Origin of the sequence: Blautia sp. AF19-10LB (assembly GCF_003461245.1) — a bacterium.
Classification (GTDB): Bacteria; Bacillota; Clostridia; order Lachnospirales; family Lachnospiraceae; genus Blautia_A; species Blautia_A intestinihominis.
In genome coordinates, this window is sequence record NZ_QTWS01000027.1 from 26604 (window position 1) to 42072 (window position 15469).

The window sequence follows — 15469 nt, forward strand, 5'->3', positions numbered from 1 at the left end:
AACGACATAGATTGAAACGGCGCTGATTTGATCTGAATCGGTGCCGTATTTTATTTTGAGGAGGTAGTAGAGATGTTAAAAGTATGGATTGCGGGTGCAAGTGGACAGATCGGCCGTGCATTGAATGATGTACTTGACCCGATGGAGATCGAGGCTCTGAACACAGACCTTGATGAACTGGACATCACCGATACGGATGAAGTGATCAACTTTGGTACCGTCAACCGTCCGGATGTGATCATTAACTGTACCGGTATTACAGATACCGATGAGTGCGAAAAAAATCCGGAACATGCATACCGTGTCAATGCCCTTGGCGCAAGAAACTTAAGCATTGTTGCCCGCAAATGTGGTTCCAAGATCGTTCAGCTTTCCACAGATGATGTATTTGACGGACAGAGCAAGAAACCTTACACAGAATTTGATGACACCAATCCGCTGACTGTTTACGGCAGATCTAAGAGAGCCGGCGAGTATTACGTCAAAGAATTTACTCACAAGCACTTTATCATCCGCAGTAACTGGGTATACGGACAGGGTGGACGCAACTTTGTAAACCGTGTTCTGGAGGCAGCAGAGACCGGAAAATCTCTTTCCGTTGCATCTGACCAGTTCGGTTCTCCGACCAGCGCGAAGGATCTTGCAAGAATGATCCTGTATCTGATCAGCACAAATGAATATGGAACTTATCATGTGACCTGCAGCGGCGTCTGCAACCGTTATGAATTCGCACAGGAGATCTTACGGCTTGCCGGCAAGAATATCGAACTGAAATCTGTTCCGACAGAGCAGTCAGATCTTTCTTCTGTCAGACCGCCATATGCAGTTCTGGACAATTTTATCCTTCGTATCATTGAGGTGTATGACATGCCAGACTGGAAAGAATCTCTGAAAGAATACATGGATGAAAGAACGGAGGACTAAGATGAAAGAAAAAAACACAAAAGCAAAAACTCCGAACAAAAAAGCAATCGGTCTGACAACCAAGATTTTCATCGCCCTGATCGCAGGTGCGATCCTTGGTATCATTCTCTGCTATCTGGTTCCGGACAGCAGCTTTAAGAAAGATGTAATTATTGAAGGTATCCTTTATGTCATCGGACAGGGATTCATCCGTCTGATGAAGATGCTTGTTGTACCGCTGGTATTCTGCTCTCTGATCTGCGGAAGCATGGCGATCGGGGATACCAAGAAACTCGGAACCGTAGGTGTGAGAACCCTGGCTTTTTATCTTGCAACCACTGCACTGGCAGTTTGCGTTGCACTTGGCGTCGGAAACCTGATTAATCCAGGTGTCGGACTTGATATGAGCGCAATCCAGAGTTCAGCAGCGTCTGTGGAAACCATGGAGGCAACTTCCCTTACGGATACAATCCTCAACATCATTCCGGACAACCCGATCAATTCTCTGGCAAGCGGAACCATGCTTCAGGTTATCGTATTTGCCCTGATCGTCGGTGTGATCCTTGCAAAGATGGGAGAGCGTGCAGAGACAGTAGCAAACTTTTTCAGCCAGTTCAATGACATTATGATGGAAATGACCATGATGATCATGAGCCTTGCGCCGATCGGAGTTTTCTGCCTGATCAGCCGTACTTTTGCAAACATCGGCTTCAGCGCATTCATTCCGCTGGCGAAGTATATGATCGGCGTACTGCTTGCCCTGGCGATCCAGTGCTTCGGTGTATATCAGATCCTGCTCAAGATCTTTACAGGTCTGAACCCGATACGTTTCATCAAGAAATTTTTCCCGGTTATGGCATTCGCATTCTCAACCGCTACATCCAATGCGACCATTCCGATGTCTATTGATACCCTTTCCAAGAAGGTTGGTGTATCCAAGAAGATTTCTTCCTTCACCATTCCGCTTGGTGCGACCATCAACATGGATGGTACTTCCATCATGCAGGGTGTTGCAGTAGTTTTTGCAGCACAGGCATTTGGCATCCATTTAAGCCCGATGGATTACGTGACCGTTATCGGAACAGCGACACTTGCTTCCGTAGGTACCGCAGGTGTACCGAGTGTCGGTCTTGTAACCCTGACCATGGTATTCAACTCTGTTGGACTTCCGGTAGAGGCAATCGGTCTGATCATGGGTATCGACCGTATCCTCGATATGACAAGAACAGCAGTCAACATCACAGGTGACGCTGTCTGCACAACGATCGTCGCACACCAGAACGGCGCTCTCGACAAATCAGTATTCAACGAAACAGACTGATTTCCAAATATCAATCTTAAAAGAAACGGCTGTACACATTATGTGTACGGTCGTTTTTTTGTCCATATATGCAAAACAGGTTGAAATCCCTTTCAGATGTCAGATATAATAAAACCATCATTACAAAAAGGAGAAATTTATGAGCATATTAAACGTTGAGCATCTGACACATGGCTTTGGCGACAGAGCTATTTTTTCAGATGTTTCTTTTAGACTTCTTAAAGGAGAACATATCGGACTTGTTGGAGCGAACGGAGAAGGCAAGTCTACTTTCATGAGCATTGTCACAGGGAAACTGATGCCGGATGAAGGCAAGGTAGAATGGGCAAAAAACGTCCACGCAGGCTACCTTGACCAGCACGCCGTCCTCGAAAAAGGCATGACGATCCAGGAAGTGCTGAAATCTGCTTTTGACCCGCTGCTTCAGAAAGAACAGCGGATGAATGAGATCTGCAATCTTCTGGGGAGCGCAGACGAAGAAGAGATGAACACACTGATGGAAGAACTGGGAACGATCCAGGACGAGCTGACTCTGCATGATTTTTATGTCATTGATTCCAAGGTAGAAGAAGTTGCAAGAGCACTGGGGCTTCTGGATCTGGGACTTGACCGCGATGTAACAGACTTAAGCGGCGGTCAGAGAACGAAGGTGCTTCTCGGCAAACTCCTTCTGGAAAAACCGGACATCCTGCTTCTTGACGAACCGACCAACTATCTCGATGAAGAACATATCGCATGGCTCAAACGTTATCTTCTTGATTACGAGAATGCTTTTATCCTGATCTCTCATGATATCCCGTTCCTGAATGATGTAGTCAATATCATCTACCATATGGAAAATCAGGAGCTGAACCGCTATGTGGGTGATTACGATCATTTCCAGGAAGTCTACGCAGTGAAGAAAGCACAGCTTGAGGCAGCTTACCGCCGCCAGCAGCAGGAGATCAGCGAACTCAAAGACTTCGTTGCGAGAAACAAAGCCCGTGTGTCAACCAGAAACATGGCAATGTCCCGTCAGAAGAAACTGGACAAGATGGATGTGATCGAGCTGGCAGCAGAGAAACCAAAGCCGGAGTTCCATTTCCGTTATGGACGCACACCGGGCAAAATGCTTTTTGAAACACATGACCTCGTGATCGGTTATGATGAGCCACTTTCCAAACCACTGAACTTCACGATGGAACGAGGACAGAAGATCGCACTGGTCGGAACAAACGGAATCGGCAAAACAACCCTGCTCAAGAGCATCCTTGGACTGATCCCGTCCCTCAAGGGAAACTGCGAGCGAGGAGAAAACCTCCAGCTTGGATATTTCGAGCAGGAAGTAAAGGGTGACAATAAGACGACCTGTATCGAAGAATTATGGCAGGAATTTCCGTCCTACACACAGTATGAAATCCGTTCAGCTCTTGCAAAATGCGGTCTTACAACGAAGCATATCGAGAGTCAGGTCCGTGTCTTAAGCGGTGGTGAGCAGGCAAAAGTCCGTCTCTGTAAACTTGTAAACCGCGATACCAATGTCCTGCTTCTCGATGAGCCGACCAACCATCTGGACGTAGATGCCAAAGAGGCATTAAAGAGTGCCCTCAAAGAGTACAGAGGAAGTATCCTTCTGATCTGCCATGAACCGGAGTTTTACCAGGATGTGGTAAATGAAGTCTGGGATATGAGCAAGTGGACTACCAAGGTATTCTAAATGGAGAAAATATTGTGAAAGGCAAAAAAATCAAAATTGTTTGCAGACTTTATCAACAGCCTTACGATCACATTTTTTATTAATTTTCTTTGATTTAAAACTGGGAGGGGAACTATGTTTGGATTCGGCAAACTAAAAGAAAAAATAAATGTACGGATAAAAGGACATGACAGCGCATATCTCCCCATGATAAGCTAAAGAAGCAGTAAATAACAGGGCTTCAGTTTAGGGAGGGTTTATGCACAAGGAGGTAAATCACAAGATACGTAAGCACTTCAACGAGGGAATCTACAATGTTGCCCGCTATACAGAAATCGTGCTTTCTATCGTCATTCTGATCGTGATCGCGCTGGCTGGCATCCGGCTGATCTATGCGATCACAGAGACTTCGCTTATGGACATGGATATTGACTTTTTTACAAAGTTTCTGGCAAACGCCCTGTCGCTGGTCGTAGGTGTGGAGTTTGTAAAGATGCTCTGCCGCCACTCCGCGCAGACAGTTGTAGAAGTGCTGATGTTTGCAACAGCCAGACAGATGGTTGTTGAGCATATGGCACCAACACAGACACTGATCGGAGTCATTGCCATCGCCGTCCTCTTTGCAATCAGGAAGTTCCTGATGACAGAGGACAGCGACATGTCACATTCACCGTTTAAGAAATGTAAGGAAGAAAAACACGAGGTTTAATTTCTGCCTTTGCTTAAAGTGCTGTTGTGATAAGCAGAAGAATAAGTGACATCTTCTCCGAACCATTCCGGAGGAATATAGGTATTTGCCTGTTCTTCGGATTCGAATTCAACTTCGGCAAGAAGAAGTCCATCATAGTCTTCGTGGAAGACATCAAGTTCGATCGTCAGGCCATCCTTTTCCGGGATCAGATAACGGGTCTTGGAGATGACGATGCCGTCGGCTTTTGGCTTGAGATGCTCATAGGATTCCTGGGTCAGAGGGAGATTGTATTCCTCTCTGGACAGGAGTCCTTTTGATTTATAAGTCAGATAATATTCATCATCCTGCCTGCGAATGCGGACGACAGGATCCGTGCAGAGATAACCCTGCTCGATTTTATGGAAAGAACAGTTTGCGAGATCTTTTGGAAGCTGTTCTTTTTTTATGAGGAATTTTCTTTCGATTTCCATGTGCATACTCCTTTGCATTCTGAATTACAGGGAAAAATTCATTAGATTTTGTAGATTTAGTATATCCCTTTTTCCTGATAAATGCTATACTAAACAAATGGGAAAAATAAAACAGATACGAAACAGGGAGGTTTTTTATGAGCAAAAAAGTTTATATTTTTCTTGCAGACGGATTTGAAGATATCGAAGGCCTGACCGTAGTAGACCTGATGCGCCGTGCAGGAATCGACATAGAAACTGTTTCCATCAAAGAGAGCAATGAGATCACAACATCCCATGGGATCATGATGAAGACCGACAGAGTATTTACGGGAACTGATTTTTCAGATGCAGACATGCTCGTCCTTCCGGGAGGAATGCCGGGAACGAAGTATCTGGGAGAGTATCAGCCGCTCTGTGACCTTCTGAGAGATTTCTACGGAAAGAGCGGTAAAGTAGCGGCAATCTGTGCGGCACCGACTGTTCTGGCATCTCTTGGATTCCTTGAAGGAAGAAAGGCAACTGCATATCCGTCCTGCATGGAGGGGCTTACCGGCGCAGAGCCGTCTTATGAGAGTGTTGTAGTTGATGGCAATGTGACGACCAGCCGCGGACTTGGAACCGCTGTGGACTTCGCATTAAGCCTGATCGGACAGCTTCTTGGTGAAGAAAAGGCGGATGAGATCGCAGAATCCGTGGTATATTCCCGGAAATAAGGCAAAAACAGGAGTTTTCTACAAAAAATACTGGCGTTTTTATACCTGTTGTGCTATACTACGATAATGACTGTAATTGTATCTCTTGATATCGGGATACAGCTACCTGTACGCATTATCCGCAGACAGGGATAAGCAATAGATAGAATATTCAGAGCTTATATCTGAAAATTAAGGAGGAACAAAAAACATGAGTTTACAGGTTGAAAAACTGGAAAAGAACATGGCGAAACTTACAATCGAGGTTTCCGCTGAAGATTTAGAGAAAGCTATGCAGGCTGCATACCAGAAAGCAAAAGGAAGAATCTCTCTTCCAGGATTCCGTAAAGGAAAAGCACCAAGAAAAATGATCGAGCAGATGTACGGCAAGGGAATCTTCCTTGAGGACGCTGCAAACGCTCTGATCCCGGAGCACTATAGCAAAGCAGTTGAGGAGTGCGAGCTTGAGATCGTATCCCAGCCGGAGATCGCTGTAACACAGGCTGAGCCAGGAAAAGCTTTCATCTTCACAGCAGAAGTAGCTGTTAAACCGGAAGTTACTCTTGGTGAGTATAAAGGAGTAGAGGTTCCGAAGTCTGAGACAGAAGTAACAGACGAGGACGTTGAAGCTGAACTGAAGAAAGAGCAGGAGAAAAACTCCAGAACAGTTACAGTAGAAGACCGTGGAGCAGAGAATGGCGACATCACAACAATCGACTTCGAAGGATTTGTTGACGGTGAAGCATTCGAAGGCGGCAAAGGAACAGACTACCCGCTGACACTTGGTTCCGGATCTTTCATCCCGGGATTCGAAGATCAGCTCGTTGGATCTAAAGCCGGAGACCACGTAGAAGTTAAGGTTACATTCCCGGAAGAATACCAGGCAAAAGAACTGGCTGGCAAAGAAGCTGTATTCCAGTGTGACGTTAAGAAAGTAGAAGCAAAAGAACTTCCGGAACTGGATGATGATTTTGCACAGGACGCTTCTGAGTTCGATACTCTTGCAGAGTACAAAGAAGACATCAAGAAGAACCTGACAGAAAAGAAAGAAAAAGAAGCTCGTGCAGCAAAAGAAAACGCAGCAGTAGACAAAGCAATCGAGAACGCAGAGATGGAGATTCCGGATGCAATGGTAGCTACTCAGACACGTCAGATGCTGGATGACTTCGCAAGAAGAATGCAGTCTCAGGGACTTACCATGGAGCAGTACTTCCAGTTCACAGGAATGACAGCTGAGAAGATGCAGGAAGAAATGAAACCACAGGCTCTCAAGAGAATCCAGACAAGACTGGTTCTTGAGAAGATCGCAGAAGTTGAAAACATTCAGCCGACTCAGGAAGAAGTTGACGAAGAGATCAGCAAAATGGCTGAAGCATACAAGATGGAAGCTGACAAGATCAAAGAACTGCTTGGCGACCGCGAATTAGAGCAGATGAAGAAAGATATGGCTGTACAGAAAGCCGTAACTCTCGTAGCTGACGAGGCAAAAGAAGCCTAAGCAGACATTATGATCCACAGTCAGGCGACGAATGGAGGCATATTATATGAGTTTAGTACCTTATGTCATTGAGCAGACAAGCAGAGGCGAAAGAAGTTACGACATTTACTCCCGTCTTCTGAAAGACCGTATCATCTTTCTTGGAGAAGAAGTAAATGATGTAAGTGCCAGCATTATCGTGGCACAGCTTCTGTTCCTCGAAGCAGAGGATCCTGGTAAAGACATTCAATTATATATCAACAGTCCGGGAGGATCTGTAACCGCTGGTATGGCGATCTACGACACAATGAAGTACATCAAATGTGATGTATCTACCATTTGTCTTGGAATGGCAGCCAGCATGGGAGCTTTCCTTCTGGCAGGAGGAACCAAGGGTAAGAGATTTGCCCTGCCGCATTCTACCATTATGATCCATCAGCCGTCAGGCGGTGCACAGGGTCAGGCAACCGAGATCCAGATCGTTGCAGACCATATCGCACAGACCAAGCGTACACTGAATGAGATCCTGGCAGAAAACACAGGACAGCCTTATGAAGTAGTGGAAAAAGACACAGACCGCGACAATTATATGACTGCTGAAGAAGCAAAGGCATACGGACTGATCGATGGTGTTGTCGAGCATAAATAAAGCAGACAAAAGGAACCTCTTTTCAGGGGGTTCCTTTTGTGCCATAACAAACGGAAAGGAAACGAGAACTATCTATGGCAGAAAAAATAAGAGATGGAAAAGTCAGATGCTCTTTTTGTCACAAATCTGAAGACCAGGTCCGCAAGCTGATCGCAGGTCCGGAGGGAGTTTTTATTTGTGATGAGTGTATAGGTATCTGCTCAGAGATTATGGAAGAGGAACTGGGAGATTACGACCAGGAAGATATCTATGATACAGACATCAATCTGTTAAAGCCAGAAGAGATTCATAAGATTCTGGATGACTACGTTATTGGACAGGATGAGGCAAAGAAAGCACTTTCCGTAGCTGTCTATAACCATTACAAGAGAATCACAGCATCCAGAAACCTGGATGTGGAATTACAGAAGAGCAACATCCTGATGCTTGGACCGACCGGTTCCGGTAAAACTCTGCTTGCACAGACACTTGCCCGTCTTCTGAATGTGCCGTTTGCTATTGCAGACGCTACAACACTGACAGAGGCCGGTTATGTCGGTGAGGATGTGGAGAATATCCTTCTGAAACTGATCCAGGCAGCAGACTATGACATTGAACGTGCACAGTACGGAATCATCTATATTGATGAGATCGACAAGATCACCAGAAAATCCGAAAACGCATCCATCACCCGTGATGTATCCGGTGAGGGCGTTCAGCAGGCACTTCTGAAGATCCTCGAGGGAACCGTTGCAAACGTACCGCCGCAGGGAGGACGTAAGCATCCACATCAGGAATTCCTTCAGATCGATACGACAAATATCCTGTTTATCTGCGGCGGTGCTTTCGACGGGATCGAGAAAGCGATCGAGGCAAGACAGAACACGAAGTCTATCGGTTTTGGTGCAGAAGTAGAGGTCAAGAAAGAGAGAAACATCGGTGAGATCCTCAAGGATGTTATGCCGGAAGATTTTGTCAAATTTGGTCTTATCCCGGAATTCATCGGACGAGTTCCGATCGTTGTAACTCTTGACGGACTGGATGAGGAAGCACTGATCCGTATCCTCAAGGAGCCAAAGAACGCACTGACCAGACAGTATCACAAGCTGTTTGAGCTGGACGGCGTAGAACTGGAATTCCAGGATGAAGCACTGGAAGCAGTTGCACGTAAATCTCTGGAACGTAAGACAGGAGCCAGAGGACTCAGATCCATCATGGAGAAATCTCTTATGGATCTGATGTACCGCACACCTTCTGACAAGACGATCCAGAAATGCATTCTCACAAAGGATGCCGTAGAAGGAACAGCAGAGCCGGAAGTCATCCATGGCGAAGCACCGGCACCGGAGCTTAAGAAAACTTCCCGTTCAAGAAAGAAAGGCAAGCCGGAAACGGCCTAAAGAAGGGACTGAAGAAACATGAAACAGCCAATTAGCATTCTTCCTGCGATCGCACTTCGAGGAACGACGATCCTGCCGGATATGATCGTTCATTTTGATGTAAGCAGAGAACGCTCTATGAAGGCAATTGAAGCTGCCATGCTTCAGGATGAGAAGATCTTTCTGGTCACACAGAAAGATCCGGAAATGGAAACACCGGGAATCACAGATCTGTACAAGGTTGGTACAGTTGCATATATCAAACAGGTAGTTAAATTACCACATGATCTGCTCCGTGTTCTGGTCGAGGGCGTGGAACGCGCAGAACTCATCGGACTGGAACAGGAGAAACCATTCCTCATGGCAGAGACCGCAGGATTTGAGGCAGATGGAGCCCATTATGCGAAGTCTCTGAGAGAGGCAATGTACAGAAGCATCCGTGAACTGTTTCAGAGATACTGTATCGAGAGCGGCAGGATCAGCAAAGATCTTGCTGCCAAGATCATGAACATCCAGAATCTGGAAGAACTGATCTCACAGGTATCTGTGAATATCCAGATCACTTATCAGAATCAGCAGAAGATCCTGGAGGCAGTGACACTGGAAGAACAGTATGAAGTTCTTGCAGCGATCCTGAACAATGAGATCGAAGTGCTTCAGATCGGACATGATCTCCAGCACAAACTCAAAGCCCGCGTAGACAAGAACCAGAGAGAATATATTCTGAGAGAACAGCTCAAACTGATCCGTGAAGAGCTTGGCGAGGACAACACTGCTGACACAGCACAGGAATACCGCGAGAAACTTGAGAAACTCCAGGCTTCAAAAGAAGTCAAGGATAAGATCAGCAAGGAGATCGACCGTTTCAAGAGCATGAACAGCAGTGCAGCTGAGAGCAGCGTGCTCAGCACCTATATCGAAACACTGCTGGATCTTCCGTGGGATAAGAAATCCGAGGATTCCATGGATCTTGCCGAAGCATGGAAGATCCTGGAGGAGGGACATTACGGTCTCAAAGAAGTCAAGGAGCGTATCATGGAATTTCTTTCCGTGCGTAAACTGACTTCCGGCGGCAAGAGTCCGATCCTCTGTCTTGTGGGACCTCCTGGAACTGGTAAGACCTCCATTGCCCATTCTGTGGCAGAGGCACTTCACAAGAAATATGTCCGTATCTGTCTTGGCGGCGTTCGTGACGAAGCTGAGATCCGTGGACATCGTAAGACTTATGTAGGGGCAATGCCGGGACGCATCACTGTTGCCTTGCAGCAGGCGGGCGTCAGCAATCCTCTGATGCTCCTTGACGAGATCGACAAGACAAGCAGCGATTACAAGGGAGATACTTCCTCTGCATTGCTTGAAGTTCTGGATCCGGAGCAGAACAGCCGCTTCAATGACCATTATGTAGAGGTTCCGCAGGATCTCTCCGAGGTACTTTTTATTGCGACTGCAAATGATATCCAGGGAATCCCGAGACCGCTTCTGGACCGTATGGAAGTGATCGAGATCTCAGGCTATACCGAGAATGAGAAGGAACATATCGCGAAGGAACATCTGATCCCGAAGCAATTTGAAGTAAACGGTATCCCGAAAGGTAAGCTGACCATACAGCCGGCCGCACTTCGCAAAATGATCACTCTCTACACCAGAGAGGCAGGAGTACGAGGACTTGAGCGCAAGATCGGTCAGATCTGCCGTAAGGCAGCCCGTGAACTCATGGAGAACGGTGCGGACAAAGTTGTTGTCAATACGAAGAATCTTGACAAATTCCTCGGCAAATCCACATACAGTTATCTGATGGCAAACAAGAAGGACGAAGTAGGAATCGCAAGAGGACTTGCCTGGACACAGGTTGGCGGCGATACACTTCAGATCGAGGTAAATGTCATGCCTGGCAAGGGTGAACTGGTACTGACCGGTCAGCTTGGAGATGTCATGAAGGAATCCGCAATGGCTGGTATTTCTTATATCCGTTCTGTTGCAGACCAGTACGATATTAAACCGGAATTTTTCCAGGAAAATGACATTCACGTACATATCCCGGAGGGAGCTGTCCCGAAGGATGGTCCGTCTGCGGGTATCACCATGGCGACAGCGATGCTTTCTGCGATCATTGGTAAGGAAGTGCGCGCAGATGTAGCCATGACAGGAGAGATCACTCTCCGCGGCAGGGTTCTGCCGATCGGCGGTCTCAAGGAGAAACTTCTTGCAGCGAAATACGCCCGTATCAAACAGGTACTTGTTCCGAGGGAAAATAAGCAGGATATTCAGGAGATCGATGCAGAGATCCTGGACGGCCTCAAAATTTCCTATGTAGATAATATGAAGGAAGTGCTTCACGAAGCACTGGTGAAATAAAGAGGAATTTATGATTATTAAAAATGCAGTTTTGGATATTGTCTGCGGAGTTACCAGCACACTTCCTGATACAGGGATGCCGGAGGTAGCTTTTGCAGGAAAATCAAATGTAGGAAAATCTTCTCTGATCAATGGTCTTATGAACCGCAAGGCACTGGCACGCACCAGTGCCCAGCCGGGTAAGACACAGACGATCAACTTTTATAAGATCAATGACGAGATGTTTCTGGTGGATCTTCCGGGATATGGATATGCCAAGGTCACACCTGCCGAGAAAGAAAAATGGGGAAAGATGATCGAGCGTTATCTGCATACTTCCAAGGATCTCAAGGCAGTGTTCCTTCTTATCGATATCCGCCACAAACCATCTGCGAATGACTGCCAGATGTATGAATGGATCCTGCACAATGGATATGAACCGATCATCATAGCGACCAAGCTTGACAAGATCAAGAGAAGCCAGGTTCAGAAATGTCTCAAAGTTATCCGTGAAGAACTTAAGCTTACCAAGGGAACGAAGATCATTCCGTATTCCGCAGAAACAAAGCAGGGAAGAGATGAAATATGGGAACTGATCGATTCTCTGACCGGTCAGACACCTGCAGAAGAAGCCTGAAAGGACTATAAGAGATGGGAATCATCAAAGCAGTAAAACTTGCATTCGATTACTTGAAATATGATGAGGACGGCAACGTTCAGGAAACACAGAGAGCTGTGGATGGTGTGGATATTGATATCAAGGAAGGACAGTTTGTAGCGATCCTGGGACATAATGGTTCCGGTAAGTCTACCTTTGCCAAACACATCAATGCACTGCTTCTGCCGTCCGATGGAACAATCTGGATCGACGGGATCAATACTTCTGAGGAGCCGGAATTATGGAAGGTGCGTCAGAAGGCAGGAATGGTATTCCAGAATCCGGATAACCAGATCATCGGAACTGTTGTGGAGGAGGATGTCGGATTCGGACCCGAAAACATGGGAGTTCCGACCGAGGATATCTGGAAGCGTGTCAACGAAAGTCTTGAGAAGACCGGCATGACAGCGTACAGACATCACTCTCCGAATAAACTTTCCGGAGGTCAGAAGCAGCGAGTTGCTATCGCAGGAGTCATGGCGATGCGTCCGAAATGCATTGTCCTGGATGAGCCGACAGCCATGCTGGACCCGAACGGCCGTAAGGAAGTACTCGCAGCTGTTCATCAGCTGAATAAGCAGGAAAATGTTACGGTAGTTCTGATCACGCATTACATGGAAGAAGTGATCGATGCAGACCATGTCATCGTTATGGATGGCGGTCATGTAGTTATGGAGGGAACTCCGCGGGAAATTTTTTCCCAGGTGGAAACTCTCAAGAAATACCGTCTTGATGTACCGCAGGTAACTCTGCTGGCGCATGAACTCAAACAGTCCGGAGTAGACATTCCGGATGGAATCCTTACTACGGAAGAGCTGGTAAATGCCTTATGTCAATAGAATTAAAAAACGTAACATACACATACAGCCCGGGAACTTCCTATCAGATCCACGCACTTAAGGATATCAATCTGGAAATCCCGGACGGACAGTTTATCGGTGTGATCGGACACACCGGAAGCGGAAAGTCTACACTGATCCAGCATTTTAATGCACTGATCCAGCCGACATCAGGAACCGTTTCCTACAATGGAGAGGATGTCTGGGCGGAGAAATACGACCGCAGGAAACTTCGCAGCGAAGTAGGACTGGTCTTTCAGTATCCGGAACATCAGTTGTTTGAGAGCGATGTGCTTTCAGATGTGTGTTTTGGACCGATGAACCAGGGAATGACCAGAGAACAGGCTGAGGAAGAAGCACGCAAGGCACTTCATCATGTAGGCTTCAAAGAAGAAAACTTTGACAAATCACCATTTGAACTTTCTGGTGGTCAGAAGAAGCGAGTGGCCATTGCAGGTGTACTTGCAATGAACCCAAAGATCCTGATTCTGGATGAGCCGACCGCAGGTCTTGATCCGAAGGGAAGAGATGAGATCCTTGATCAGATCGCAGAACTTCACAAAGTCCGTGGGATTACCATTGTGCTGGTTTCTCATAGCATGGAAGATGTAGCCAAATATGCGGAGCGTCTGATCGTGGTCAATCATGGACAGATCGCCTTTGATGACACACCGAAGAAGGTTTTCGCTCATTACAAAGAGATGGAACCGATGGGACTGGCTGCCCCGCAGATCACCTATATCATGCATGCCCTTAAGGAAAAAGGACTCAATGTCGACCCTTCTGATACAACGGTAGAAGAGGCGAAGCAGGATATCCTGAATGCTCTTCGGAAAATGAACTCCCCTTTACTGAAAGGAGGAGCTCAGAATGATTAGAGATATTACGATCGGTCAGTACTATCCGGCGAAATCTGTGATCCACAGAATGGACCCGAGAACCAAGTTATTTGGAACGCTGATCTTCATTATTTCCGTATTCCTGTTCCACAGCGTGGCAGGATATGCCGTTGCAACGTTATTCCTGGCAGGGATGATCACGATCTCTCAGGTTCCGGTGAAGTTTATCTTTAAGGGACTCAAAGCGATCTTCATGATCCTTCTGATCACGATGGTGTTCAATATCCTTCTGACACCGGGTGAAGTGCTCTGGAAGATCGGAATCTTCACCATCACCAAAGAGGGAATCTCCATGGCAGTCCGCATGGCAATCCGACTGATCTATCTGGTGATCGGATCTTCACTTATGACGCTGACAACAACACCAAATCAGCTCACTGATGGTCTGGAAAAAAGCCTGCGTCCGTTGAACAAGATCCACGTTCCGGTACATGAGATCGCAATGATGATGTCGATCGCGCTGCGTTTTATCCCGATCCTTCTGGAAGAAACGGACAAGATCATGAAAGCGCAGATCGCCAGAGGTGCAGACTTCGAAAGTGGAAATCTGATCCAGAAGGTCAAAAACATGGTACCGCTTCTTGTACCGCTGTTTATTTCTGCGTTTCGCCGTGCCAATGACCTGGCGATGGCGATGGAGGCAAGATGTTATCATGGTGGTGACGACCGTACACAGATGAAACCGCTTCACTATGCAAAACGAGATCACATTGCATATCTGGTATTATTTGCATACCTTGCAGTTGCAATCGGATTTCGTGTGATGGGATGGTGACAGGATGAAAAGAATTGGACTTGTGGTTGCATATGATGGAACTAATTACAGTGGATGGCAGATCCAGCCGAACGGTGTTACGATTCAGGGCGTGCTGAACGATACCCTGACAGAACTTCTCGGAGAGAAAATCGAGATTATGGGTGCGAGCCGTACAGATGCCGGCGTACATGCCCTGGGAAACGTAGCTGTTTTTGATACGAACACACGCATCCCCGGAGAAAAAATATCCTACGCACTGAACCAGCGTCTGCCGGATGATATCCGTATCCAGCTTTCTGAGGAAGTGGAGTCGGATTTTCATCCGCGCTACTGTGACAGTGAAAAAACCTACGAATACCGAATCCTGAACAGGAGGTTTCCGGTGCCGACAGAGAGATTGTATTCGTATTTCTATCACTATAAGCTGGATATAGACAAAATGCGAGAGGCAACCTCCTATTTGATCGGCCGGCATGACTTTGCCAGCTTTTGCGGAACAGGGGCACAGGTCAAGTCAACCGTCCGTACACTGACAGGAATTGATATCTGGAGAGATGGAGATATCGTGACGATACAGGTAAGAGGAGAGGGATTCCTCTACAATATGGTGCGTATTATTGCCGGAACACTGATCCAGGTAGGAAACGGACAATATCCGCCGGAGCGTGTAAAGAAGATTCTGGATGCCTGCGACAGATCCGTATCCGGACCGACAGCACCGGCGCATGGACTGACGTTGATAGGAATTGAATTTTTTGACTGAA

Annotated in this window: 15 protein-coding genes; 14 read left to right on the forward strand and 1 reads right to left on the reverse strand. The window is 46.7% G+C overall.

What is annotated here, in order from left to right:
* Positions 1-72 precede the first annotated feature (72 nt).
* The 4 genes from rfbD to DWX28_RS14145 all read left to right on the forward strand — a co-directional run bounded on the left by rfbD (position 73) and on the right by DWX28_RS14145 (position 4608).
* A complete protein-coding gene (gene rfbD / locus DWX28_RS14130) occupies positions 73-924 on the forward strand; it encodes a dTDP-4-dehydrorhamnose reductase (protein ID WP_022214233.1) in 852 nt (283 codons plus the stop codon).
* Position 925: 1 nt separating this feature from the next.
* Positions 926-2224 carry a dicarboxylate/amino acid:cation symporter gene (locus DWX28_RS14135; RefSeq protein ID WP_022214232.1) on the forward strand — a complete coding sequence of 433 codons (1299 nt, stop codon included), beginning with the start codon at positions 926-928 and terminating at the stop codon, positions 2222-2224.
* A 139-nt stretch (positions 2225-2363) separates the two neighbouring features.
* Positions 2364-3920 carry an ABC-F family ATP-binding cassette domain-containing protein gene (locus DWX28_RS14140; protein ID WP_022214231.1) on the forward strand — a complete coding sequence of 519 codons (1557 nt, stop codon included), beginning with the start codon at positions 2364-2366 and terminating at the stop codon, positions 3918-3920.
* Positions 3921-4158: 238 nt separating this feature from the next.
* Entirely contained in the window at positions 4159-4608 is a 450-nt protein-coding gene (locus DWX28_RS14145; protein ID WP_022214230.1) for a phosphate-starvation-inducible PsiE family protein, read from the forward strand.
* Here DWX28_RS14145 and DWX28_RS14150 read toward each other — a convergent pair.
* Entirely contained in the window at positions 4605-5060 is a 456-nt protein-coding gene (locus tag DWX28_RS14150) for a CYTH domain-containing protein (RefSeq protein ID WP_022214229.1), read from the reverse strand. The two genes, DWX28_RS14145 and DWX28_RS14150, sit on opposite strands and share 4 nt — an antisense overlap.
* Positions 5061-5197: 137 nt before the next feature.
* On the opposite strand from DWX28_RS14150, the gene DWX28_RS14155 reads away from it, so the two are divergent.
* The 10 genes from DWX28_RS14155 (at position 5198) to truA (ending at position 15468) form a co-directional block, all read left to right on the forward strand.
* Complete coding sequence (locus DWX28_RS14155; RefSeq protein WP_022214228.1) at positions 5198-5755, forward strand: DJ-1 family glyoxalase III; 558 nt, start codon at positions 5198-5200, stop codon at positions 5753-5755.
* 190 nt (positions 5756-5945) lie between these two features.
* Positions 5946-7232 carry a trigger factor gene (gene tig / locus DWX28_RS14160; RefSeq protein WP_022214227.1) on the forward strand — a complete coding sequence of 429 codons (1287 nt, stop codon included), beginning with the start codon at positions 5946-5948 and terminating at the stop codon, positions 7230-7232.
* A gap of 46 nt (positions 7233-7278) precedes the next feature.
* The gene (clpP, locus tag DWX28_RS14165; RefSeq protein WP_022214226.1) at positions 7279-7860 is read left to right on the forward strand and encodes an ATP-dependent Clp endopeptidase proteolytic subunit ClpP; all 582 of its coding nucleotides are present in this window, start codon (positions 7279-7281) and stop codon (positions 7858-7860) included.
* A 74-nt stretch (positions 7861-7934) separates the two neighbouring features.
* Positions 7935-9239: an ATP-dependent Clp protease ATP-binding subunit ClpX gene (gene clpX / locus DWX28_RS14170; RefSeq protein ID WP_022214225.1), complete on the forward strand. Its 1305-nt coding sequence runs from the start codon at positions 7935-7937 to the stop codon at positions 9237-9239.
* Positions 9240-9257: 18 nt separating this feature from the next.
* A complete protein-coding gene (gene lon / locus DWX28_RS14175; RefSeq protein WP_118253190.1) occupies positions 9258-11573 on the forward strand; it encodes an endopeptidase La in 2316 nt (771 codons plus the stop codon).
* A 10-nt stretch (positions 11574-11583) separates the two neighbouring features.
* Positions 11584-12189: a ribosome biogenesis GTP-binding protein YihA/YsxC gene (yihA, locus tag DWX28_RS14180; protein WP_118253194.1), complete on the forward strand. Its 606-nt coding sequence runs from the start codon at positions 11584-11586 to the stop codon at positions 12187-12189.
* A gap of 14 nt (positions 12190-12203) precedes the next feature.
* Positions 12204-13049, forward strand: coding sequence for an energy-coupling factor transporter ATPase (locus tag DWX28_RS14185; RefSeq protein ID WP_022214222.1), 846 nt, complete (start codon positions 12204-12206; stop codon positions 13047-13049).
* Positions 13040-13927 (forward strand): energy-coupling factor transporter ATPase, encoded by an 888-nt coding sequence (locus DWX28_RS14190; protein WP_022214221.1) that lies wholly within the window; start codon positions 13040-13042, stop codon positions 13925-13927. The genes DWX28_RS14185 and DWX28_RS14190 overlap by 10 nt, the downstream gene beginning before the upstream one ends.
* A complete protein-coding gene (locus tag DWX28_RS14195; RefSeq protein WP_118253199.1) occupies positions 13920-14723 on the forward strand; it encodes an energy-coupling factor transporter transmembrane component T family protein in 804 nt (267 codons plus the stop codon). Before DWX28_RS14190 ends, DWX28_RS14195 begins: the two co-directional genes overlap by 8 nt.
* 4 nt (positions 14724-14727) lie before the next feature.
* The gene (gene truA / locus DWX28_RS14200) at positions 14728-15468 is read left to right on the forward strand and encodes a tRNA pseudouridine(38-40) synthase TruA (RefSeq protein WP_118253202.1); all 741 of its coding nucleotides are present in this window, start codon (positions 14728-14730) and stop codon (positions 15466-15468) included.
* The last annotated feature ends 1 nt before the right edge of the window (position 15469 follow it).

Excerpts from the sequence above, each read along its gene's own strand:
- rfbD (WP_022214233.1), top strand. The coding sequence starts at position 73 with ATGTTAAAAGTATGGATTGCGGGTGCAAGTGGACAGATCGGCCGTGCA.
- DWX28_RS14135 (WP_022214232.1), top strand. The coding sequence starts at position 926 with ATGAAAGAAAAAAACACAAAAGCAAAAACTCCGAACAAAAAAGCAATC.
- DWX28_RS14140 (WP_022214231.1), top strand. The coding sequence starts at position 2,364 with ATGAGCATATTAAACGTTGAGCATCTGACACATGGCTTTGGCGACAGA.
- DWX28_RS14145 (WP_022214230.1), top strand. The coding sequence starts at position 4,159 with ATGCACAAGGAGGTAAATCACAAGATACGTAAGCACTTCAACGAGGGA.
- DWX28_RS14150 (WP_022214229.1), bottom strand. The coding sequence starts at position 5,060 with ATGGAAATCGAAAGAAAATTCCTCATAAAAAAAGAACAGCTTCCAAAA.
- DWX28_RS14155 (WP_022214228.1), top strand. The coding sequence starts at position 5,198 with ATGAGCAAAAAAGTTTATATTTTTCTTGCAGACGGATTTGAAGATATC.
- tig (WP_022214227.1), top strand. The coding sequence starts at position 5,946 with ATGAGTTTACAGGTTGAAAAACTGGAAAAGAACATGGCGAAACTTACA.
- clpP (WP_022214226.1), top strand. The coding sequence starts at position 7,279 with ATGAGTTTAGTACCTTATGTCATTGAGCAGACAAGCAGAGGCGAAAGA.
- clpX (WP_022214225.1), top strand. The coding sequence starts at position 7,935 with ATGGCAGAAAAAATAAGAGATGGAAAAGTCAGATGCTCTTTTTGTCAC.
- lon (WP_118253190.1), top strand. The coding sequence starts at position 9,258 with ATGAAACAGCCAATTAGCATTCTTCCTGCGATCGCACTTCGAGGAACG.
- yihA (WP_118253194.1), top strand. The coding sequence starts at position 11,584 with ATGATTATTAAAAATGCAGTTTTGGATATTGTCTGCGGAGTTACCAGC.
- DWX28_RS14185 (WP_022214222.1), top strand. The coding sequence starts at position 12,204 with ATGGGAATCATCAAAGCAGTAAAACTTGCATTCGATTACTTGAAATAT.
- DWX28_RS14190 (WP_022214221.1), top strand. The coding sequence starts at position 13,040 with ATGTCAATAGAATTAAAAAACGTAACATACACATACAGCCCGGGAACT.
- DWX28_RS14195 (WP_118253199.1), top strand. The coding sequence starts at position 13,920 with ATGATTAGAGATATTACGATCGGTCAGTACTATCCGGCGAAATCTGTG.
- truA (WP_118253202.1), top strand. The coding sequence starts at position 14,728 with ATGAAAAGAATTGGACTTGTGGTTGCATATGATGGAACTAATTACAGT.